The 23,513-nt window shown below is 34.5% G+C and carries 24 protein-coding genes; 17 read left to right on the top strand and 7 right to left on the bottom strand.

Translation table 11 applies throughout. The features are described 5' to 3' along the window. Positions 1–28 precede the first annotated feature (28 nt). Positions 29–520, bottom strand: a complete 492-nt coding sequence (locus ACM39_RS02765; protein WP_048509466.1) for an SRPBCC domain-containing protein — start codon at positions 518–520, stop codon at positions 29–31. Between the two features lie 207 nt (positions 521–727). On the opposite strand from ACM39_RS02765, the gene ACM39_RS02760 reads away from it, so the two are divergent. The 11 genes from ACM39_RS02760 to fabF all read left to right on the top strand — a co-directional run bounded on the left by ACM39_RS02760 (position 728) and on the right by fabF (position 12,177). Continuing rightward, complete coding sequence (locus ACM39_RS02760; RefSeq protein WP_048509465.1) at positions 728–2,275, top strand: sensor histidine kinase; 1,548 nt, start codon at positions 728–730, stop codon at positions 2,273–2,275. Between the two features lie 102 nt (positions 2,276–2,377). Then, a complete protein-coding gene (locus tag ACM39_RS02755; RefSeq protein WP_048509464.1) occupies positions 2,378–3,064 on the top strand; it encodes a response regulator transcription factor in 687 nt (228 codons plus the stop codon). Positions 3,065–3,143: 79 nt separating this feature from the next. Beyond that, positions 3,144–3,782 (top strand): hypothetical protein, encoded by a 639-nt coding sequence (locus ACM39_RS02750; RefSeq protein WP_048509463.1) that lies wholly within the window; start codon positions 3,144–3,146, stop codon positions 3,780–3,782. Positions 3,783–3,914: 132 nt separating this feature from the next. Continuing rightward, positions 3,915–4,169, top strand: a complete 255-nt coding sequence (locus tag ACM39_RS02745) for a hypothetical protein (protein ID WP_228377043.1) — start codon at positions 3,915–3,917, stop codon at positions 4,167–4,169. A gap of 63 nt (positions 4,170–4,232) precedes the next feature. Next, positions 4,233–6,902, top strand: coding sequence for a TonB-dependent receptor domain-containing protein (locus ACM39_RS02740; protein WP_048509461.1), 2,670 nt, complete (start codon positions 4,233–4,235; stop codon positions 6,900–6,902). A gap of 89 nt (positions 6,903–6,991) precedes the next feature. Beyond that, on the top strand, positions 6,992–7,864 hold the full coding sequence (locus ACM39_RS02735; RefSeq protein WP_048509460.1) for a helix-turn-helix domain-containing protein: 873 nt from the start codon (positions 6,992–6,994) through the stop codon (positions 7,862–7,864). Positions 7,865–7,949: 85 nt separating this feature from the next. Next, positions 7,950–8,369: an OsmC family protein gene (locus tag ACM39_RS02730; RefSeq protein ID WP_048509459.1), complete on the top strand. Its 420-nt coding sequence runs from the start codon at positions 7,950–7,952 to the stop codon at positions 8,367–8,369. 242 nt (positions 8,370–8,611) lie between these two features. Then, the gene (locus ACM39_RS02725; RefSeq protein WP_048509458.1) at positions 8,612–9,217 is read left to right on the top strand and encodes a TetR/AcrR family transcriptional regulator; all 606 of its coding nucleotides are present in this window, start codon (positions 8,612–8,614) and stop codon (positions 9,215–9,217) included. Positions 9,218–9,227: 10 nt separating this feature from the next. Continuing rightward, positions 9,228–10,496 carry an acetyl-CoA C-acetyltransferase gene (locus tag ACM39_RS02720; RefSeq protein ID WP_048509457.1) on the top strand — a complete coding sequence of 423 codons (1,269 nt, stop codon included), beginning with the start codon at positions 9,228–9,230 and terminating at the stop codon, positions 10,494–10,496. 11 nt (positions 10,497–10,507) lie between these two features. Further along, a complete protein-coding gene (locus ACM39_RS02715; RefSeq protein WP_048509456.1) occupies positions 10,508–10,933 on the top strand; it encodes a PaaI family thioesterase in 426 nt (141 codons plus the stop codon). 2 nt (positions 10,934–10,935) lie between these two features. Further along, on the top strand, positions 10,936–12,177 hold the full coding sequence (fabF, locus tag ACM39_RS02710; RefSeq protein WP_048509455.1) for a beta-ketoacyl-ACP synthase II: 1,242 nt from the start codon (positions 10,936–10,938) through the stop codon (positions 12,175–12,177). A 147-nt stretch (positions 12,178–12,324) separates the two neighbouring features. Here the strand turns inward: fabF and ACM39_RS02705 are convergent, their stop codons facing one another. The 3 genes from ACM39_RS02705 to msrB form a co-directional block, all read right to left on the bottom strand. Beyond that, on the bottom strand, positions 12,325–12,711 hold the full coding sequence (locus ACM39_RS02705) for a hypothetical protein (RefSeq protein ID WP_048509454.1): 387 nt from the start codon (positions 12,709–12,711) through the stop codon (positions 12,325–12,327). Position 12,712: 1 nt separating this feature from the next. Next, positions 12,713–13,474 carry a murein L,D-transpeptidase catalytic domain family protein gene (locus ACM39_RS02700; RefSeq protein WP_048509453.1) on the bottom strand — a complete coding sequence of 254 codons (762 nt, stop codon included), beginning with the start codon at positions 13,472–13,474 and terminating at the stop codon, positions 12,713–12,715. Positions 13,475–13,602: 128 nt separating this feature from the next. Further along, positions 13,603–14,046: a peptide-methionine (R)-S-oxide reductase MsrB gene (gene msrB / locus ACM39_RS02695; protein WP_082140509.1), complete on the bottom strand. Its 444-nt coding sequence runs from the start codon at positions 14,044–14,046 to the stop codon at positions 13,603–13,605. Between the two features lie 107 nt (positions 14,047–14,153). On the opposite strand from msrB, the gene ACM39_RS02690 reads away from it, so the two are divergent. Further along, positions 14,154–15,398, top strand: a complete 1,245-nt coding sequence (locus tag ACM39_RS02690; RefSeq protein WP_048509528.1) for a DUF445 domain-containing protein — start codon at positions 14,154–14,156, stop codon at positions 15,396–15,398. Between the two features lie 24 nt (positions 15,399–15,422). After that, positions 15,423–16,316: a hypothetical protein gene (locus ACM39_RS02685; protein WP_048509451.1), complete on the top strand. Its 894-nt coding sequence runs from the start codon at positions 15,423–15,425 to the stop codon at positions 16,314–16,316. Positions 16,317–16,338: 22 nt separating this feature from the next. Here ACM39_RS02685 and ACM39_RS02680 read toward each other — a convergent pair whose 3' ends face one another. From ACM39_RS02680 to ACM39_RS19145, 3 genes are all read right to left on the bottom strand, one after another. Continuing rightward, positions 16,339–17,376, bottom strand: coding sequence for a quinone-dependent dihydroorotate dehydrogenase (locus tag ACM39_RS02680; protein WP_048509450.1), 1,038 nt, complete (start codon positions 17,374–17,376; stop codon positions 16,339–16,341). Between the two features lie 271 nt (positions 17,377–17,647). Further along, on the bottom strand, positions 17,648–18,343 hold the full coding sequence (locus tag ACM39_RS02675) for a pseudouridine synthase (RefSeq protein WP_048509449.1): 696 nt from the start codon (positions 18,341–18,343) through the stop codon (positions 17,648–17,650). Between the two features lie 28 nt (positions 18,344–18,371). Continuing rightward, a complete protein-coding gene (locus ACM39_RS19145) occupies positions 18,372–18,524 on the bottom strand; it encodes a hypothetical protein (protein ID WP_165585081.1) in 153 nt (50 codons plus the stop codon). Positions 18,525–18,569: 45 nt separating this feature from the next. On the opposite strand from ACM39_RS19145, the gene ACM39_RS02670 reads away from it, so the two are divergent. The 4 genes from ACM39_RS02670 to ACM39_RS02655 all read left to right on the top strand — a co-directional run bounded on the left by ACM39_RS02670 (position 18,570) and on the right by ACM39_RS02655 (position 23,511). Then, positions 18,570–20,111: a glycine--tRNA ligase gene (locus tag ACM39_RS02670; RefSeq protein WP_048509448.1), complete on the top strand. Its 1,542-nt coding sequence runs from the start codon at positions 18,570–18,572 to the stop codon at positions 20,109–20,111. A gap of 77 nt (positions 20,112–20,188) precedes the next feature. Then, positions 20,189–21,328 (top strand): serine hydrolase domain-containing protein, encoded by a 1,140-nt coding sequence (locus ACM39_RS02665; protein ID WP_048509447.1) that lies wholly within the window; start codon positions 20,189–20,191, stop codon positions 21,326–21,328. 5 nt (positions 21,329–21,333) lie between these two features. Then, the gene (locus ACM39_RS02660; RefSeq protein ID WP_048509446.1) at positions 21,334–21,945 is read left to right on the top strand and encodes a YdeI/OmpD-associated family protein; all 612 of its coding nucleotides are present in this window, start codon (positions 21,334–21,336) and stop codon (positions 21,943–21,945) included. A 12-nt stretch (positions 21,946–21,957) separates the two neighbouring features. Further along, positions 21,958–23,511, top strand: coding sequence for a tetratricopeptide repeat protein (locus ACM39_RS02655; protein WP_082140503.1), 1,554 nt, complete (start codon positions 21,958–21,960; stop codon positions 23,509–23,511). Positions 23,512–23,513: the final 2 nt, after the last annotated feature.

The raw sequence follows: 23,513 nt of genomic DNA, 5'->3' as shown, positions 1-23,513 counted from the left end.
CAATATTGCTTACCGTTTTTTATTGTTACTATTGTTTTTTCAAAATTTGTTCTAATTGATTCAAGCCCATTTTAAAACCTTCCTCAAAACCCATATCCAGTTGCTGCTGCATTGCTTCTTTTGTCTGAAAATGAATATTTATTGTCACTTTTGTTCCCTCTTCTACACCCGTGAAACCGAATAGCCATTTCGACCGCCCAAAATTTTCATTAATTGTACCGTTTTCATCACAAAAAGCATCAACTCCGTCGAAACTTCTATGTTCCATGATTTCACCATATTTTACCCTAGCATAATGTCTCTCTTCTTCCGGGCCAACCATTGAATACAACCATATTCCGCCTTCTTTAAAGTCCTGGTTTTTTGTTTCGCATTTCCAAGGTTTTGGAGCCCACCACTCATCTAATAATTCAGACTGGGTAAAATAATTCCATACTTTTGAGACATCAGCGCTATAAATTTTCATGACATAAACACTGTTTGAATCAAAATCTTTGTTAAAAATGATATCAGATTCCATAATAATATTTTGTTTAAAACAAAGCTAACTCTTTATTCTGTAGCCATACTTTTCATATGGCAAGTAATTGAAAATTTATAAATAAATGTTAAAAAACACTGTTTTAAGAAAAATTACACAATTTTTTGGCTCGTTTTTTGTTTATCAAGTCTTAAAATAATTAATTTTAACATTCACTTTTTTAAAAAAACTTATAAAATAAAGTAAATGAATAATAAATTCATCCCAATAATTTCGGTGTTTATGACAATCTCACTGATTGTTTTCGTTACGCTCCAATTTTATTGGCTGAAACGTTATTATGGAACTCTTGAACAGGATTTTTCCAATAAAGTTTATTCTGCATTGGAAAATGTTTCAAAAAATATTGGCGAAATCGAAGTTGACAAATATCTAAATCAGGATAATAATAATTTAAGAAACAACATACTTGCCAATAGTGAGCAACCTTCTTTAACGACGATTCAACAGGTAGAAGATTCGGGGACTCAGAGACAAATCATTTATTCTAAAAATATTATTTCAAAAAACCAGCTTCCCATTTCTCAAAAGGGAGATTCTATAAAATGGACTACACTCTACAGTGATGAAGCGGCTTATAAGGTAAAACGAGATACAACAAACCGTGAACTTCTGACAGCTGAGCTTAATAGAGAAATTGAAAATGGTGATTATGCCATGAAAGAATTTGTCAAGGTAAACGGAAATAATTTACCCATTACAAAAAGAGTAGATCCCAACGTTCTAGACTCTATCATTTCTAAAGAACTGAAAATAAGAGGAATATCTGCGAAATTTGGATATGGAGTTATTGATAAAAATAACAAACTTACAAGTGTTACAAATAAAATTTACGCCGAAAAAAAAGATAATAATACCTATAGTTATCCTCTTTTCACTGACAATAAAGAACGTACACTATACACTTTAGCTTTAGTTTTTCCTAAAAAAGAATATTCTCTGGCTATGAATAATTGGCCGATGCTCTTGGGAACTTTCCTTTCCTTGTTAACTATTCTGGGGATTTATATTATTTCCATTAATTATATGATGAGGCAGAAAAAACTCGCAGAAGTGAAAACAGATTTTATCAACAACATGTCTCACGAGTTTAAGACTCCTTTGGCAACGATTTCTGTAGCAACAGATTCTTTGGCAAATGATAAAATTGCAACCAATCCTGATAAAGTAAAGTATTATTCAGAACTGATCAAGCAGGAAAATCTAAGGATGAAAAAACAAGTGGAAAACGTTCTTAATATGTCTAAACTTGAAAGAAATGAAGTAAAACTATTCTTAAAGGAGACTAATGTAAGAGAATTGATTAAGAAAACTACAGAATCATTTAATCTGATCGTTAAGCAAAGAAACGGCTCCCTGACACAGGAGTTTAATGCCACAAATTACATCTTTAAAATAGATGAATTTCACGTTTCGAATATGTTGGTAAATCTTTTGGACAATGCCAATAAATATTCACCTGATGCACCTGAAATTCATGTAAAAACAAGTAATGAAGGACATTTATATGTAATCGAAATTTCAGATAAAGGAATGGGTATGGAAACTCAAAATAAGACGAAAATTTTCGAAAAATTCTTCAGGGAAGAAACCGGAAATATTCACAATGTAAAAGGTCAGGGCTTAGGATTGTCTTATGTAAAAAAAATTGTAGAATTACATAAAGGGCAGATTATAGTAGACTCCCATAAGGACAAAGGAAGTACGTTTACCATTAAACTTCCAATGAGTTAAGGATTGATTTAAACAAACAGTAAATAAACCAAACCAAAATATTTATAGACAAGAAGGAATAACAATTCATTCTTAATTGTTAATTTTTTAATTATTAAAACTATGAGCAATAGAATATTATTAGTAGAAGACGATCAAAGTTTCGGAGCCGTGTTGAAAGATTATTTGACGATAAACAACTTTGAGGTAACTCTTGCAACAGATGGTGAGCAAGGGTTGAAAGAATTTACAGAAAACGAATTTGACATTTGCATTTTCGATGTGATGATGCCTAAAAAAGACGGGTTTTCATTAGCAGAAGACGTAAAAAAAATAGATAAAAATACTCCTATCATTTTCCTGACTGCAAGAAACATGAGAGAGGATATCCTGAAGGGGTATCAGTTAGGCGCGGATGATTATATCACAAAACCATTTGATACTGAATTACTCCTATATAAAATCAAAGCTATTCTTCAAAGAAGTTCTACATTGGAAAATGAGGAACAAGAACAATTTAAAATCAGTAATATTTTCTTTGATTCTATGTTGAGACAATTGAGAGTTGGTGATAAAGAATACAAACTTTCCCCAAAAGAAAACGAATTGTTAAAGCTTCTTTGCGTTCACAGAAATGATTTCATGCCGAGAGATTTAGCTTTAAGAAAAATCTGGAAAAAAGAAAACTATTTCACAGCAAGAAGTATGGACGTTTATATTGCCAAGCTTCGTAAACTGTTAAAAGATGATGAAGGTTTGGAAATCATCAATGTTCACGGAGAAGGATTCAGACTTTTAGTTAAGAATTAATTCTGAAATAACATTATAAATGTAAAATTAGCAAAACAATTAAAAATGTTTTGCTAATTTTGTTTCATACCAAAAGGATATGAAGAATACATTTTTAGGTTTAATCGCCATTTCTATATTGACCATTTCTTGTAAAAAAGACGAAAGGCCAACTTATATAACAGAAGAAGCAGGAGTTCAGGCTCCCGCTGTGGCTACTCCGAGAGTTTCAATTTTAGACCAGGCCGGAATTCAAAATAATACTCAGACAGTAACTCCAGTAGCTAATTCTGAGGCTACAACTACAGCTCCGGGAATGAATCCTCCTCACGGCCAACCGGGACACAGATGCGACATTCCTGTTGGACAGCCTTTAAACAGCAAACCAGCCCCTGCAGCACAGGCTACTCAAAACGCAAACGGAACTCAGACTATTCAGATTGATCCAAATGCCTTAAAACCAGGAAAATTTACCGTAGATAATAACGGAAAACCTATAAAAACAGCTCCGGGAATGAATCCTCCACACGGACAGCCCGGTCACAGGTGTGATATCCCTGTTGGACAGCCTTTAAACAGCAAACCGGATTCAGCTCCACAACCTGCTCAAACAATCGCTCAAAACACACCCACGCCGGCTCCAACACCTGAACCCACAGGTCCAAAACCAGAATTAAATCCGCCACACGGAGAACCTTGGCATAATTGTTCCATTAAAGTAGGCGACGTATTGCCATAATTTTGTAATTTTGCAGCCGTGAAATTATTTCAGATCATAACCATTATTTTCTGTTTAGGAGTTTTCTTAATTCCTAAAGACAATTTCTATTTTGACGTTTTAAAGGAAACGTGCTGCAAAAGTGACTCAAAAATGGATTGTTGCAAAAACGATCACAAAGAACATTCTAAAGAAAACAATCACAATAAGGAACAGAAATCTTCTTGCCATGATGACTGTTGTTCTACATGTATTGTTTGTTACACTTTTATAGAAACACCATTTTCTAAAAGCCTGTATTTAGAATTTTCTTATTACAAAGCAAATAAAAATTTACAATTCGAGTATTCAGATCCTCATATTTCAGACAGTTTAAAAGAAATCTGGCAACCGCCGAAAATAGGTTAATTACGTTTGAGTTCATTAAAAAGTTAATGAACCGCTTTACCATTAATCTAAATTTTAAACAAAATGAAATTATATATTTCCAGGATTATTCTTGGTGTATTCTTATTATTTGCACAATTTATTCTTGCTCAAAATCTTTCTAAAAACCAGTTTAAAGTAAAAGGAAACTGCGATATGTGTAAAGAAAGAATTGAAACCACAGCCAAAAAAGCAGGAGCGAAAACGGCTATATATTCTATTGATTTACAGACTCTAACTGTAGAAACAGACAATAACATTTCTACAGATGATATCTTAAAAAAAGTAGCTGAAGCCGGTCATGACAATGAAAAATTTAAAACAACCGATGCAACCTACGAAGCACTTCCCGGATGCTGTCATTACAATAGAGATTTACAGTCTAATGCTACTGAAAATCATGAACATTACTTAAAAAAAGAAAATGAATTTTATGTAAAAGGAAATTGTGAATCCTGCAAAGCCAGAATTGAAAAAGCAGCCAAAGATGCTGGAGCAGACTCAGCAGAGTGGAACGCAGAAAAGCAAATGGTTATTTTAAGTTTTGACTCGAAAAAGACTTCCTCAGATAAAATTTTAAAGAAAATTGCAGACGTTGGTCATGACAATGAAAAGTATAAATCTAATGACAATATTTATAAAAATCTGCCTGCATGTTGTCTTTACGACAGAGAAATTCCCTTTGGAGAAGCAAATCCAAAGGTTCATGCTGTAGAAGCAACAACTTCTGAACACGCCAATCACAACGACCATAATTCTTCAAATGAAAAACATATTGAAGGTGTTACTGTAACAGGATCAAAAGCAGCAACCTCTCTAAACAAAAAAGAAGCAGGATTGGTTTTTAATATTGACAAAAAAGAATTATTAAAAGCAGCTTGTTGTAATTTATCCGAAAGTTTTGAAACTAATGCAACTGTGGATGTTTCTTTCAGCAATGCGGTGACAGGAACGAAGCAACTGAAAATGTTAGGTTTAGACCAAAAATATACGAGCTTAACGAAAGAATTGTTACCTGAAATCAGAGGGCTGGCTTCGGCTTACGGATTGAGTTTCATTCCCGGAAGATGGATTGAAAGCATTCAGTTAACAAAAGGCGGAAGCACAGTAACAAACGGTTACGAAAGTATTACAGGTCAAATCAATACGGAGCTTCTAAAAAATGCAAAGACCCCCGAAACTTCACTGAATTTATTTTCTGATTTTAATGGAAGAGCGGAAGCCAATATAACGAGCGTTTCACCCATTAACGAAAAATGGTCACAGACTTTTCTGCTTCACGGAAACGGAACTTTCGGTAATACGGATATGAATAATGATGGCTTTTTGGACAGGCCGAAAGGAACACAAATAAATGCAGCTTATTTGTTGAATTATAATGATTTGGAGAAGTCAGGTTTTGGCTCACACTTCGGAATTAATTTCATTAAAGACAATAGAACCGCAGGACAAACTGCCTTTGACAAAAGTTTAGATCAAGACGAACAAACCGCTTACGGAGTCGGAATTGATATTTCGAGATTTCAGGTTTGGAACAAAACGGGTTATGTCTTTAAAGGAAAGCCGTATCAAAGTTTAGGCTGGATGAATCAATATGTTTATCACCAGCAGGACAGTTTCTTTGGGTTAAGAAATTATTCCGGAAAACAGCATACGTATTATTCAAACTTGATTTTTGAAAGTATTTTAGGAAATACCAATCATAAATATAAAGCCGGAGCAAGCTTCATGTATGACGGTTATGAAGAAAAATATTTAATTGATATTTTTAAACGAAACGAAATTGTTCCGGGAGCCTTTGCAGAATATACTTTGACTGGTGTGAAATATACTTTAGTTGCGGGAGCAAGAGTTGATTTCCATAATTTGGCAGGAACGCAATTCACGCCAAGATTGAATTTTAAATATGATTTTACTCCTCAAACTATTTTGAGGGTCTCTGCGGGAAGAGGTTTCAGAACAGCAAATGTTTTTGCAGAAAACCAACAGTATTTTGCATCAAACCGTTCGATTCAAATCTTACAAAATAGCGGAAATATTTACGGTTTAAAACCTGAAATTGCATGGAATTATGGAGCAAGTTTACAACAGGAATTTAATATTTTCGGAAGAAAATCTACGATTACTGCAGACTTTTTTAGAACAGATTTCCAAGATCAGGTTTTAGTGGATTTAGACCGCTCACCTCAACAACTGACTTTCTATAATTTGGACGGAAAATCTTTCGCCAACTCTTTTCAGACACAATGGGATTTTACACCTTTCAAGAATTTTGAGGTAAGACTGGCTTATAAATATTACGATGTTCAGACTGATTATCTTGGAGGGAGACGAGAAGTTCCCTTTATAGCGAAACACAGAGGTTTTGTGAATTTAGCCTATTCAACAGACAAGAATGATAAAGGCGGATTCTGGAGTTTTGATACAACCCTGAATTGGGTTGGGAAGCAAAGATTTCCCGATACCTCAACAAATCCTAAAGAATTACAGCTACCAACTTACTCAGAACCGTACGCCATTTTGAATGCCCAGATTTCAAGAAACTTCAATAAAAATCTCAGAGCGTATCTGGGTGGTGAAAACCTAAATTCTTACTATCAGAAAAACGCGATTGTAGATTTTACAAACCCTTTTGGAAATTATTTTGACGGTGGAATGGTCTACGCCCCCATTATGAAAGCCAACTTTTATATTGGTCTGGATGTGACTTTTTAATCCAATCCGAATCAAAAATACAGGCATGGTTTCAATAATTTAATTTTATGAAGCCATGCTTTTTTGTATCTTTATTGTAAAGTAAAAATATGGCGTTACAGGATTTTATCTTTGAGGACAATTACAAAAAATTCGGGTTGAATATTTTTTCTAATGACAACCTCAACACTATTGACCAGACAAAATTCCGTCCGTATATTAAAATCTTATTAGTTCCTGAAAATTACAATCTTACGGTAGATTTTAACCATTACGAAACAAAAGCTCCTACTCTATTTTTTGCCACTTATCAATATGTAAATATCAAAAACGGAAGTTCAGACAATGCTTCCATTATTTACTACAACAGAGATTTTTATTGTATCCAGATTCACGACAAAGAAGTTGCCTGTGACGGACTTCTTTTTCATAATATTTTTGAAATTCCAAAGGTAGAATTGGATGCTTCCGAAGCAATCATCATTAAAAATTTGTTTGAAAATATAAAAGAAGAGCTTGAATGGAAAGAGTCTTCTAGCGAAGAAATGATCAGAACCTATCTGAAACAAATCATCATCCGCGCGACAAGGAGATGGAAAAAACAAAATTTGAATAATGACAATATAAAAATTCCAAGTAATGAATTGGATATTTTCCGAGATTTCAGCCGATATTTAGAAATTCATTTCAGGGAAAAGCACAATGTTGCCGATTATGCAGAGCTTCTTCATATTGCTCCTAAAACCTTGACTCATAAATTCAAAAGTTTACATCTTGAATCTCCGAACCAGTTTATTATTAATAGGATTTTACTGGAAGCCAAAAGACTTTTATTTTATACAGATAAACCTGTCAAAGAAATCGCATATGATTTAGGATATGAAGATCCCGCTTATTTCAACCGGCTTTTTACCCATAAAACTGGAAGCACACCTATAAATTTCAAGAAAAATTACACTTCGGGAAAAAAGTACAATATTTAAGTCGATTTGTGTATTTATCCTGATGAATTTCCAATATACCTTTGTAACATCAAAAATCAATTAATATTAAACAAAAACAAACATTATGAAACGTAACGCAACAGCCGTTTGGAACGGTACCATCAAAGAAGGAAACGGACATATCACTACTCAAAGCACAACATTAAACCAAACTCAATATTCTTTTAACAGCCGTTTTGCGGATGGAGTCGGGACAAACCCGGAAGAATTATTAGCTGCTGCTCATGCAGGGTGTTTCACAATGAAATTAAGTGCGGAACTTTCTCAAGCAGGTTATACTCCAGAAGAATTGACTACAGAATCGGTTATCACTTTAGACCCTAATATCGGGAAAATAACAAAATCCGAATTAACTTTAACGGCAAAAGTTCCGGGAATTTCAGAAGAAGAATTTCAAAAATATGCAAAAATCGCTGAAGAAGGATGTCCTGTAAGTGCAGCTTTCAACTTCGAAATTACTTTGGAAACTACTTTGGTCAATTAATTTGAAACATTAAGATTTTAATTAGAAGCTAAGAATATTAAGTCCACTTTGTACGGTATTTACTTGAAAATCTTAATTTCAATATCAATAGAAACGGGCTAAAGCCCGTTTTTTCACTTAAAATAAAGCCTTAGTAATTAGAAGTTTTAAAGTTAGGTTCATTCAAAACCCCGGAATTTAATTTTAAATAAAATATACCGATTGGTATATTTTTGTATATTTGCGGGGTAATAAATTGGAAAATGTCAAAAGCAGAAAAGACAAAGAAATTCATTATTGAGAAGACGGCGTTTTTGTTTAATACTAAAGGCTATACTGCCACGTCACTTTCTGACATTACAGAAGCGACCGGCTTGACGAAGGGAAGCATTTATGGAAATTTTGAAAATAAAGATGAAGTAGCGCTTGAGGTTTATAAATACAATGCAGGTTTGCTTGGCAAAAGCATGTCCCATTCGCTGGGCGATGAGTTTCCGACGACCATCGAGAAATTAAATGCTTTTATTAATTTTTATCGTAAAAGTTGGAAAGCCGTGTTTGAAAACGGAGGATGCCCTTTAATGAATGCCGCAACTGAGGCAGATGATACTTTCCCAACTCTGAAAAAGCAGGTCACTAAATCTTTTGAAAGCTGGATAAAAAATATAACCGAAGTAATTACTCAGGGTCAGGAAAACGGTGAGATTCATCAAGATATCAACGCAGAAGAATTGGGTTCTTTATTTATCATGATTGTTGAAGGCGGAATTTTACTTTCCAAAACGACAGGCGACGAAAAATACCTAAACCTCGCATTAGACAGAATATTATTAATAATTGATAAGGAATTAAAAAACCTCCCATCATAAACTTCACGATATGGAAACAAAAAAAGTGGCAATTGTAGGGTACAACAGAATTCCGTTTGCCAGGATCAACACAGCCTATACAGACAAAGGAAATCAGGATCTGCTGGTTTCGGCTTTGGATGGCTTAATCAATCGTTATCATCTTAAAGGAAAACTTCTTGGTGAAGTTGCCGGAGGAGCAGTAATAAAACATATTTCTGAAAGCAACCTCATCAGAGAATCCGTAATGGAGACTTCTCTCGATCCTGCTACTCCTGCATGTGATTTGCAACAGGCGTGTGATACAGGGATTGAAGCCGCTATTTACATAGGAAATAAAATTGCTTTAGGACAAATTGAAAGCGGAATTGCATGTGGTGTGGAAGCCATGAGTAATATTCCCTTTGAATCTTCACCAAGGCTGAGAAAAGCATTATTAAAGGCCAATAAAGAAAAATCTGTTTTTGGAAAAATCAAACAATTACTAAATCCAAAACTGAAAGACTGGATGCCGATTCCCTACAAAGGTCAGGAACCAAAAACAGGCCTGGTAATGGGCGAGCATACAGAAATTACTGCAAAACATTATCAGATTTCCCGTGAAGAACAGGATGAATTAGCTTTTAAAAGTCATCAAAATATGGCAAAAGCCTACGATGAGGGATTTTTCAATGACATGATTACTCCTGCTTTTGGTTTAAATACAGATAACAATCTCCGTCGCGATACAAACCTGGAGAAATTGGCTACGCTGAAACCAGCTTTCGATAAACAAAATGGCACATTAACAGCAGGAAACTCAACCCCCTTTACCGATGGAGCTTCTGCAGTCTTATTAGCAAGCGAAGAATGGGCAAAAGCAAATAACCTTCCGGTTTTAGCATATATCACATTTTCGGAAGTAGCAGGAATTGAATATGTTGAAAATAAACAAAACTTGTTACTTGCTCCCGTTTTTGCAGCTGAGAGAATGCTAAAAAAAGCGGGAGTAAGTTTGGAAGAATTTGAGTATTATGAGATTCATGAAGCGTTTGCAGCACAGGTTTTAGCAACCTTAAAAATCTGGGAAAGTGATGATTTGGCAAAAAAATTCGGGTTGGAAAAAGCCTTGGGAAAAATCGATCGGAGCAGACTCAATGTAAAAGGCGGAAGTCTCGCTGCGGCACACCCATTCGCAGCAACAGGCGGAAGAATTATAGGAACTTTAGCAAAACTTTTAAACGAAAAAGGAAGCGGAAAAGGATTTATTTCAATTTGTGCCGCCCGTGGGCAAGGGATAACAATGATTTTAGAAAAATAAAAATTGAAAGTATGGATAGATTAGCACAATTAAAACAATTCATCGGAAAAGAATTTGATCAATCACCCTCTCCTTTTATGAAATGGCTCAATCCTATTGTTCTTGCTGTAGAAGAAGGTCAGCTGGAATTTCAATATACAGTAAGACCGGAATGGCTGAATCCCATCGGAAATCTTCACGGCGGAGTAACTGCTGCAATTATGGACGATATTATAGGGGCAACAATGTTTTCATTAAACGAAAATTCTTTCATAACAACCATCAATAATATGATTGATTATTTTTCAACTGCAAAAGAAAATGATAATATTGTAGCCGAAACTAAAATCATTAAAAGAGGAAAACAATTTGTGAATGCGCAATGCGAAATATGGAATGCAGATAAAACGCGTCTTATTGCAAGAGGAACCTCTAATTTATTTAAAATCAACCACTAAATATGAGACGAGTTGTCATTACAGGATTAGGCGCAGTGACGCCTTTAGGAAATAATGTGGACGAATTCTGGCAAAACAGTATTAATGGAATGAGTGGGGCCACTAAAATCACTCATTTCGACACAGAAAAATTTAAAGTACATTTCGCTTGTGAAGTTAAAAATTTTGACCCAAAAGTTTATTTAACTCATAATGAAATTAAAAAAAGTGATCTTTTCACACAATATGCAATGTATTCATCTGCAGAAGCTCTTAAAGATTCCGGGCTTGAGCTTGAAAACATGGATCCCTTTGATACAGGGGTAATTTGGGGAACAGGACAGGGCGGAATGTGGACTTTCGAAAGTGAAGTAACAAACTTTGCAAAAGGAGACGGAAATCCCCGTTTTAATCCTTTTTTCGTTCCAAAGTTCATTGCCAATATGGCCTCAGGAATGATTTCCATGAAATTTGGGCTTCAGGGAATCAATTATACAACAATTTCAGCGTGTGCTACCGGAAATACTGCTTTGATGGATGCTTTCAATTATATCCGTCTCGGAAAGGCTAAAGTAATTGTGAGCGGGGGTTCTGAAGCAGCAATCTCACCCGCTTCTATCGGCGGATTCTCCATTATGAAAGCGATGTCTACAAGAAATGATGATTTTACAACCGCCAGCCGTCCTTACGATGCTGACAGAGATGGTTTTGTCATGGGAGAAGGCGCAGGAGCTTTAATTCTTGAAGAATATGAGCATGCAAAAGCAAGAGGTGCAAAAATCTATGCAGAATTAGTCGGGGCAGCGATGACAGCTGATGCGTATCATATGACTGCTCCTCATCCTGATGGAGTCGGGGCTATCAAGGCAATGCAATTAGCATTGAGTGAGGCTGAAATAAATATAGATGATATTGATTATATAAATCCACACGCGACTTCTACCCCACTTGGGGATTTAGTTGAGTTAAATGGTATCAATAAATTATTTAAAGGAAATAAAAACCTTGATATCAGCGCCACAAAATCTATGACTGGTCATTTGTTGGGAGCAGCCGGAGCTGCGGAGGCCATTCTTTCCATCAAAGCGATCGAAAACGGAATTATTCCTCCGACAATTAATCTTCATAACATTGATGAAGATATTCCGAAAGATATTAATATTGTATTTGGTGAAGCTAAAGAGAAAGATATCACTTACGCGTTAAGTAATGCTTTTGGCTTCGGAGGCCATAATGCAACGTTGATTTTTAAGAAGTTTAGTTAATCTTTCCTAGCTCTAAAATAGACTTAAATTCTTTTTCGTTTGTCAGAATGATAAATAAGTCGAAAAACCTGAATAAAAATAAAATCAGTCAAAATAATTTTGACTGATTTTATTTTAGAAGTTAATTTATTTAGATTAAATTCTAAATCATCTTTTATTGCGAACCGGAATAAAAAAACTTTCAGCATTTTCGACAATAGGAATATAGAGCCTCTCCCATATGTCTCCCTCCTCTATTTCCCAACTATGTCCTTTTCCTTCAACATCTTCAGCTAAAAGAATAATTCCGGGCTCAATAAGAAATGTTGAACCATCACTTACCTTAAATCTGATTTTCCCTTTTAATGTCACAACATATTGCCTTGTCGGAGCAGGATGATCTGTCTTTTCCCATTCTTCAGTTGTATTGCTGACCCAAAAAGTAGAGGTATTCATCGATTTCAAAACAGGAATTTTTCCTATTTCAAAACTACTTGAGCCAGCGGTGCCATTAAATAATCTTACCGCAGAAATAAATTCTGAACTATCATCCATTTTAAACTGATGTTTTCAACCATTCTGACTTGGAAAGATAATTCTGATCAGGATAATAAATGAAAAGGCAATTTCTTCCTTTTATTGTATTAATGATCGGCTGTGTCAAATCTCTCGGTACAGCAGGGCATCCCCAACTTCTTCCGATTCTTTTGTGCATTGCTGCAAATTCTTCACTTACGTAGTCTGCCCCGTGCATCACGATTGCTCTTTTGTAAGCTGCATCATTAAAACCTTTATCCATTCCCAGTAATCTCAAAGAATACCCGTTATCTCCGTTATAAGTAGCATCTGTGATATAAAATCCCAGGCTGCTTTGGAGCGAACTGTTGGTATTCGAAAAGTTGGTCGCAAATTCTTCACCTGTATTTTTTCCGTGGGCAACCAGCGAATTGAATAATACTTTTCTTTCATTTGTATCAATCACCCAAAGCCTCTTCGTGTTGGAAGACATTGAAAAATCACATACAGTCAATAAATGAGCCTCCTGATTAAGCAAACCAGCTTTCTTCAAATTTTCAAAACCTGTTAAAGCTTTAAAGAAAACTTCTTCGTTAAGTTCGTGCCCTTCATCAAATGTAATAGATTTATACAATTCTTCTGCAGAAGATGTATTGGTAGAAGTCTTTTCAGATTTAGCATCAGCTAATCTTTCAATTTTTTTTGTACTGATTTCATTCTTTACAATCACCGTTCTTGGAGACAGATAAAATGAAGTAGTTACCATGTAAACAATACCTAATAAGCTATACAATCCTTTCATTCAATATTATGTTAAATCCAATTGAGTCAGCAAATGTATAAAAACATAATTATGTAAAAAGAATAACTCTAAAAAGTTTAACTCAATTTAAGAAACTTTAACTCACTGATTTCATGAGCAAATACGGTTCATTTTTGAGAATCCGGAACAAAATCCAGGCTGATAGAATTCATACAATAACGCAGTCCGGTAGGCTTAGGGCCATCATCAAAAACATGCCCTAAATGTGAATCACATCTTTTACAAAGTACCTCTACTCTTTCCATTCCGTACGTTATGTCTTTTTTATAATAAACACCTTCTTTATCAGCCTCAAAGAAACTTGGCCAGCCGCAACTGCTCGAAAATTTTGAAGTCGAGCGGAACAAATGATTTCCGCAAACCGCACAATAATATTCTCCGATTTCGTCAAAATCATTATATTTTCCTGTAAAAGCTCTTTCTGTTGCCGCTTCTCTTGAAACCGCGTACAAATCAGGAGCTAAAATTTTTTTCCATTCATCCTTAGAAATATTAAGTTTTGCAGTGTCTGTTCTTGAATAGTATGGATTGTTTTTTGCTTTATTTTCCATAAATGTAATTTTGATAGGTTGATAATTCTGCGAACCCAATGGGCAGAAAAACAATTAGTATAATTGAAATTAAAAATTTCATACCCAAATTTACTAAATTTGAGAATATGAATGATGAAGCAAAAAGAAAACAATTAAGGAAATACAAAGCATTTGCCACAGGATTATTTCTATTGATGGCCGCTGTATTTATCATTACAACGATTCTGCAGAAAACCAACGATTCTCATTGGATTGGATATGTACGCGCTTTTTCCGAAGCTGCGATGGTAGGTGCTTTAGCTGACTGGTTTGCTGTGACAGCACTTTTCCGTCATCCGCTTGGGTTACCGATTCCACATACTAACTTGATTGAAAACAGCAAACAAAAATTGGGCGACAATCTGGGGAGCTTTGTAGTTAACAATTTTCTGTCCCCTCAAAATATCCGGCCATATATTCAGAAGCTGAAGATTTCAAATTTTGTCGGAGAATGGCTTAATAAAGAAAAAAATCAAGGAATCCTGATTAAAAATATTTCTGACATTGTTTTAGATATCCTCAATAAACTAGACGATTCTACGGTAAGTCAGTTTATCAGCAAAAAGGTTTCTGAAATGACAAATGATATTAAACTAAATAAAATCGTCGGAAACGGAATCCACTATATTTTAGAAAAAAATGACCATCAGAGAATCATTACCAATCTTTCAAAACAGATTAAAGAATATATCATTGAAAATGATGAAATGATTCAGAAACGTGTGAAAGAAGGGAGCTATTCTTTTATTCCTTCTTTTGTTGACAATAAAATTGCCGATAAAATTGCGAGCGGCCTTTCCGGTTTTTTCAGGGAGGTGGAAGAAGATCCGGAACATGAAATCAGGAATCTAATTACGAAAAAAATCCATGATTTTTCAGTTGATTTAAAAGAAGATCCGAAATGGGATGATGAATTTAAAAATATTAAAAATGATCTTTTGAAAGGCGAAAAGCTCGAAGAATACTCAGCCGATATCTGGATTTCTATCAAAAAAACAGTAATGAATGAACTTCAGGAAGATGATTCTTCATTAAAAACATACCTCACCAAAAACCTGAATGAATTTTCACAAAATCTTAAAACTGACGAAAATCTTCAGAACAAAATTGACAATTGGGTTCGTGTAACCGCTTATAAATATATTTTGAAAAATACCCATCAATTTGGGCACCTTATCAGTTCCACCGTAGGAAACTGGCAAGGAAAAGAATTAAGCGAAAAACTGGAACTGGAAGTGGGAAAAGACCTTCAGTTTATCAGGGTCAACGGAACTTTAGTCGGTGGATTGGTAGGGCTGATTATTTATACTGTCTCTCATTTTTTCCTCTGAAAACTAAACTAATCATAACCAGCCATGAAAAAACTTTTAACCCTATTATTTTTTTTAAGTTTGACATTTTCCCCCTGTCAAAAAGTTGAATTAAAGAAAGTAACAGATTCATCTCAAATTTTTAAAGGAGAAATTGCGGGAATTCCTATCACCATGCAACTTTATTTTGCCGGAATCGCCGACTGTAACCTTTATCAATATTTTGTAGACGGATGGTATTATTACGATAAATACCAGAAAAAAATTCCGTTAACGGGTATTTACGATTATGGAAAGCTGTCTTTATACAACTTTGGATCTCAACAAAAGCAAAACTCTAAAATTTTCAAAGAGCAAATTACTTCACCACAGAAAGTAGAAAAAACGGCAGAAATTGCAGAAACACTAAATCCTAAGGAAAATATTGTATTTGAGCAAAATAACCTCAAAGAGAACCCAATTTTAGGAAATTTTTATTTAAATAAAAAAACTCAGCCCGCAAAATTGTTTACCGGGAATGATATGGTTTATCGCTACAATAATTATTTGATTTTGCCTAATAATAAAAAGATAAATACGTTTGATTTTATTAATAAACACGGTGGAAATCAATTGATTTCTTACGTTTCCGGAGAAAATGCAAATCGGGTTCTGTTGTACTTTGAGCATTCGTCAAATTTCAATGCTTGCGGAATGTGTGGAGCAAGTAACGGTGAAAAAGGTTATAGAATTTTATATTTTACAAAGGACTGGAATTATAAAAACTATGAAGAATTTCTTACAGAAAGTTGCCTTTTAAATATTTACGATGCAAAAGAAACAAAATCCAAAGATCGAAAAATGTTGACTTTTAAAATTCCTAAAACAACATCTTCTTCGGCTTATACTTTTACAGTTGACATCAAAAACGCAACTATTGTAAAATCAAATAAAAAATAGAGCTTAAAAACTCTTTTTTCATTTATCTTGGTAATCTGCCTGCTCTTTTCAGGAGTTCTTTATTGATTTCGTTAATCAACTCCGGTCCTTCATAGATAAATCCCGTATATAATTGAATCAAACTTGCTCCCGCATCCATCTTCTCTATCGCATCTTTTGCAGAATGAATTCCACCAACTCCGATGATTGGGAAAGCTCTGTTGCTTTTTTCGGAAAGATATTTAATCATTTTTGTACTTCTCTCACGAATAGGCTTTCCACTTAGACCGCCATTTCCTATTTGCTCTAAAACTTCCGGTGACGTTTTCAAACCTTCCCGGTTTACTGATGTATTGGAAACAATTACTCCGTCGATTTTCGTTTCTGCAATTAATTCGACAATCTCATCAAGCTGATTGTTATTCAGATCTGGAGCAATTTTTAATAAAATTGGTTTCTGCAAAGGTTTTGACCCATTGATTTTCTTTACCTCTGTAATTAATTCGCGAAGATATTCAACGTCTTCAAGTTTTGCATGGCTTCCTACATTCGGGCAGCTTACATTTAGTACAAAATAATCTACATGGGGATGAAGGCCTTCAAAGCATTTAAGATAATCCTGAGTATAATTTTCCGGATTTGTATCCGTATTTTTTCCAATATTTCCACCAATGATTACTTTTCCTTTATTTCCTTTCAATTTTTCAATGGCAGCTTCAAGACCATCGTTGTTGAAGCCCATTCTGTTGATGATTCCGCCATCTTCTATCAAACGGAATAGTCTCTTTTTAGGATTACCGGCTTGCGCTCTTGGAGTTACAGTCCCTATTTCTACAAATCCGAAACCTAAATCTCCCAATTCATTAAACAAAACAGCATTTTTATCAAAGCCTGCAGCTAAACCGACCGGATTTTTAAATTTTAGTCCGAAAACTTCTCTTTCCAGACGTTTGTCTTCAATAGGTTTTGGAAAAAATAATTTGGTAAGAAATCCAAAGTTTTTCAGCATTGAAAATGTAAAATGATGAACTTCTTCAGGATCAAATTTGAAAAGAATCGGGCGAATGAGCGATTTGTACATTGAAAAAAAGTTTTACAAAAATACTCATTTTAAAATTAATGTTTAGTTAACGTATGATATTTTATGGAAAAATGTATTATAAATATTATCTATAAAATTTGCAGATTATTTTTTGAAACAGAGATTTATTTTACTTGACTAATTTTTAAGGAGCAAGTATTAATCAACAGGTTGATTTGATGAAGCTATGTTTTACGCTTTGCGAAGCAAATTCATTTGTCTTTGCTTTTCTAAAATCAAAGCATCGAACAATTAAAACTTTGCATTTAAGTTAAGAATACGCACTCAAATCGAATTTCAAAATATCTCCTACTCTTTTGAACTCATCATCTAGAGTCGCATTTACAGTAATTCTTTCGTTAGAAATAGGGTGATTAAAAATCAATTGATGGGCGTGAAGCGTCATTTTATTGATACCAAATGTTTGAAGCCATAATTTATTCTGCTTATTACAACCGTGTTTTCGACAACCTAAAATAGGATGCAAAATATGCTTAAAATGCTTTCTCAACTGATGAAATCTTCCCGTTTCAGGAATCGCTTCTACCAAACAATATCTTGAAGTCTGATGTTTTAAAAAAGGTAAATCTATTTCCGAAGTCTGTAAACGATGATAATAGGTGATTGCATTTTGCTTGACTTCGTTTTCATTAATCAAATCATAATCGATCGTTTCTTCTTCTTTCGCCCAGCCACGAAGAATTGCAATATATTTTTTTTCTACTTCTTTGGCTGCGAAACGATCACTCATTATTCTCAATGTTTCTTTATCTAACGTGAATAACAAAACACCCGAAGTTTTTCGATCAAGTCGATGCACCGGATAAACTTTTTGTCCAATCTGATTTCTCAATTCCTGAATAGCATAAGTATCGGCTTCTCCTGTATAAAAAGATTTATGAACCAGTAAGCCACTGGGTTTATTGATGCCAATAAGATGTTCGTCGCGATAAAGAATTTCTAACATTTGGCAAAAGTAGAGATTTTCAGGCGATTTAGCCCTGATTGAACGGCATGTTTAAGCTATTTTTTGGTTTCGGCGCGGCAGCTTCGCTGCCGCGCCGAAACCAAAAAATAACGAGTGGAGAAAGCGGGTTCTCTGCTCCTAATTTTCTGTATGATAAAAACTTCCATCTTCCCGCTTCCATCTTCCTACATTTTCACTATTTTTGCACTTCAGACGTAAAAAAATTATGGCAAAGCAAGAAGATGTTTTCAAGAAAGTGATTTCTCACGCTAAAGAATATGGTTTTATTTTCCCTTCTAGTGAGATCTACGATGGTTTATCCGCTGTTTATGATTATGGACAAAACGGTGCCGAGTTAAAAAATAATATCAAACAATATTGGTGGAAAGCAATGGTACAGCTTAACGAAAATATTGTCGGCATTGATTCAGCAATTTTGATGCATCCAACAACTTGGAAGGCATCGGGCCACGTAGACGCTTTCAACGATCCACTGATTGACAATAAAGATTCTAAAAAACGTTTTAGAGCAGACGTTTTGGTAGAAGATTATTGTGCTAAAATTGAAGATAAAGAAAATAGGGAAATTGAAAAAGCGGCGAAAAGATTCGGCGAATCTTTCGATAAAGATCAGTTTGTTGCTACGAATCCGAAAGTGTTGGAATACAGAGCAAAAAGAGAAGCTATTCTTTCCAGATTGGCAAAATCATTGGAAAATGAAGACCTTGCTGATGTAAAAGCTTTAATTGAAGAGCTTGAAATCGCTGATCCTGACACAGGTTCTAAAAACTGGACTGAAGTAAGACAGTTCAATTTAATGTTCGGAACTAAATTAGGTGCTTCTGCAGATTCTGCGATGGATCTTTATTTAAGACCGGAAACAGCTCAGGGTATTTTTGTTAACTTCTTAAACGTACAAAAAACGTCACGTCATAAACTTCCTTTTGGTATTGCACAAATCGGAAAAGCATTTAGAAATGAGATTGTTGCACGACAGTTTATTTTCAGAATGCGTGAATTTGAGCAAATGGAAATGCAGTTCTTTGTGGCTCCGGGAACAGAATTGGAATTCTATGAAAATTGGAAGACAAAACGTCTAAACTGGCATTTAGCTTTAGGCTTAGGTGATGACAATTACAGATTCCATGACCATGAGAAATTGGCTCACTATGCAAATGCTGCAGCTGATATTGAATTTAATTTCCCATTCGGTTTTAAAGAACTGGAAGGTATTCACTCAAGGACAGATTTCGATTTGAAAGCTCATGAGAAGCATTCAGGAAGAAAACTTCAATTCTTTGATCCGGAAAGAAACGAAAATTATGTTCCTTATGTTGTAGAAACATCTGTAGGTTTAGACAGATTATTCTTAGCTGTATTTTCAAACTGTTTAAAAGATGAAGTATTGGAAGACGGTTCGGAAAGAACAGTTTTATCTCTTCCTCCTGCCATTGCCCCAATCAAAGCTGCTATTCTTCCTTTAATGAAGAAAGACGGTTTGGCAGAATATGCGGAAAACATTTTCAATGATTTAAAATACGATTTCAACCTGTTCTACGAAGAAAAAGATGCTATCGGAAAACGTTACAGAAGACAGGACGCGATTGGTACTCCTTACTGTATCACGATTGACCACGATTCCCTTACAGACCATACGGTAACTATCAGAGACAGAGATACAATGCAGCAGGAGAGAGTTCCTGTTTCAGAGTTGAGAAGAATTATCGACGAGAAAACAAATTTCAGAAATTTACTTTCTAAAATATAGATTAAGGCCTTGATTTTTCAAGGCTTTTTTTATACACTTTTTTTGAATAGATTTGTTTTACACTAATCATCCAAAATATGTGGTTATTCATCTTGCAAAGCTTTCTGATCTTTATCATTGTATTTGTTATTCTTATCTATGCTTTGGGATACGGATACATCTTTAATGGCATTTCTAAAACCTATCTGAAAGGAAAATCAAGCGCCCATATCGATGATGGAAAGTTTTTCTCTCACAACCTCATCGATACAGAATCCCCAAGGCTTTGGGAAGAAGATCCTGAATACAACAACACTACTCTACCGAAAAATATAGTTGATGATTTAATTAATTCAAATACGGCGTCCTTTCTTGTGGTAAAAGATGGGAAATTAATTCATGAGCAATATTGGAACGGGTATACCCAGCTTTCCAGAACAAATTCTTTTTCGATGGCGAAAGCCGTTACCGTAATGCTTTTAGGAAAAGCTGTTGAAGAAGGAAAAATCAACAGTAGTGATGAAAAATTTTCAACTTTTTTTGATGAATTTAAGAATAAGGAATTTGCAAAAGATTTAACCTTAAAAAATTTAGCTCAAATGGAATCCGGATTGGATTGGGATGAAAATTATAAGAACCCGTTTCTTCCTAATGCCAAAGCTTATTACGGTAAAAGTCTCATACAAGCTACTTTTTCAAGGAAATTTAAAGAAAATCCAGGTGAAAGATTCGAATATCAAAGCGGCTCAACTCAGCTATTGGGTTTTGCGCTAAAAAAAGCATTGAATCAAACGTTAGCAAGCTATCTTTCCGAAAAATTCTGGATTCCGATGGGAATGGAACAAAACGCAGAATGGAGCACTGATGAAAGCGGAATGGAAAAAACATATTGCTGCATTCATTCAAATTCCAGAGATTTTGCAAAACTTGGCCAATTATTTTTGGATAATGGAAAAGTAGGCGACAAACAAATATTAAATCCCGACTTCATTAATCAAATGAGAACTCCAACCGGCAAATCTGATGGAATTTACGGCATGGGATTCTGGATTAATTATGACAGTCCTATAAAACATTATTATTTTTTAGGCCTTCAAGGTCAATATATTATCATGATTCCTGAACACAATATGGTGATTGTAAGGACCGGCAGCTATAATAATTTACCTAAAAATGATCGAGGAAGACCAGATCAGGTAAAATTTCTTGTCAATGAAACCGTAAAATTATTTCAATAAAGATCATGGAAAAACACAGTCCAAAAGTAGATGAATATATTGAAAAATCTCAGGATTTTGCCAAACCCGTTTTGAATTATCTCCGCGAACTTGTTCATGAATGCTGTCCTGATGTAGAAGAAGCTATGAAATGGAGCTTCCCCAACTTTACATATAAAGGAAAAATCCTTTGCTCGATGGCTTCTTTTAAACAGCATTGTACCTTCGGCTTTTGGTTGGAAAGGGAAATGAAAACCATGCAGGAAATTACCAAAGACATAGAAAAAAATTCAATGTTCAGTTTAGGGAAAATTACCAACATTAAAGATCTTCCATTAAAACCTCAGCTTAAAAATGCCATTAAAGAAGCGATGGAACTTACTGATATGGGCATTACAGTGAAAAAAGCATCATCTTCAAAGATCGAAATAGAAATTCCTGATTATTTTCTGGAAACATTAAGCAAAAACAAAAAGGTACTGGATAATTTTAACAACGCATCATCCTCATTCAGAAAAGAATACATCAATTGGATTACCAAAACCAAAACTGAAGCAACCCGAAACAAACGGATGGAGCAATCCTTGGAATGGATCGCAGAGAATAAAGGCAGAAATTGGAAATACGAAAAAAAATAACCTAAAATAAAGATGAAGAAAAAAATACTTTTCCTTTTTTTCGTTATTTTCTTTATGCATATCCATTCTCAGACATTTGATTTTGAGAATAAGTATAAATATGCAAGGTCGCTTTCTAATAAAAATCCGGACAGCTCAGAAATAGTTCTTGATCAAATCATCGAATTTGCGAAAAAAGAAAACCAGCCAAATTACCTGGCAAAGGCTTATTATTTAAAGTCATTCAATTCTTACCTAAAATCTGACGCCAAAACTACACTGGATTTTACAGAAAAAGCGCTGCATATTTCAGAAAAAAACAATTATCCTGTCGGAAAAGCTTTAGCTTACCGAATGCAGGGAACCCAATATGCAAAACTTGGCCTTTTGAAAGAATCTTCAGAAAGCCTGAATAACGCCATCTCAGAAGTAAAAAATGACAACACGGATGAAGGACACGAATTAAAAGGAATGATTTATAATTCATTTTTAATCCTTTTAAATCAAAAAGAGTACGCAAAAAAAGAATATTATTCTAAGAATGCAATTCAGGAGTTTAAAAAAATCAAAAATTCAGCAAGAAGAAGTGAGCTTCTTGTTTCCGCCTATACCAACATGGGTTATACTTTTTCTGAGATAAAGAGGTTTGAGGAAGCGAAAGCCTGTTTTAAAAACGCGCTTGCCCTAGTGGGGATTGATAACAATTATCTCAGATGTAATATCCTTCATGATTTAGGATTCTCATTTTCAGAACAAAAGAAAATAGACAGTGCTGTTTTTTATTATCAAAGAGCGCTGCAAATTGCCAACATATATGGCTTTAATGAAAAAAAGATAGAAATCACCGAAAACCTGGAAAAAGCCTATGGAAAACTGAATGATCCTGCCAATGCAAAAAAATACAAAATAGAACACCTCGAGCTGAAAGACAGTATTGCTTACAATCAAAAAATGGCCGTTAATAAAACGCTTTCTGCAAAAGAAAAAAAATTTGATGAAAAACTTAGTGAAAGCCACTCTATTTCCAAGGGTCTTATTGCTGTCTGCATTATTTTAATCCTTATTCTCGGAATCGTTATTTTTAAAGCCATCCGGATTAGAAAAAAACATATGGAAATCATTTCCCAGGTTTACCAAAACGGGATTACTCCCATTTCCTATGAGGAAGATATACAAGAATCTTCTGAAGACCATGAAACTAATAAAAGCATTACTCAGGATATAAAAATTTCCCCTGAATTAGAGGAAAATATTTTAATAGGTCTGGAAAATTTTGAAAAGAGCCTTCATTTCAATAGTAAAAATATTTCGCGATATAATTTAGCCAATGAACTGAACGTTAATACAAAATATCTTTCATTAGTTATTAAAAAACATAAGAATTTCAACTTTAATCAATATATCAATCACTTACGTATTAATTTTATTGTGGATAAACTCAAAAATGAGCTGCAATATAGAAAGTATAAAATCAACCATCTTGCCGAAATTACAGGATATTCTTCCCACAGCGCTTTTTCTCTTGAGTTCAAAAAGATTGTGGGAATACATCCTTCTGCATTTATAAAAGCTCTCGATAAAGTTTAACC

Origin of the sequence: Chryseobacterium sp. FH2, from assembly GCF_001045455.1 — a bacterium.
Classification (GTDB): domain Bacteria; phylum Bacteroidota; class Bacteroidia; order Flavobacteriales; family Weeksellaceae; genus Chryseobacterium.
This window is presented reverse-complemented; position numbering and strand designations above follow the sequence as displayed.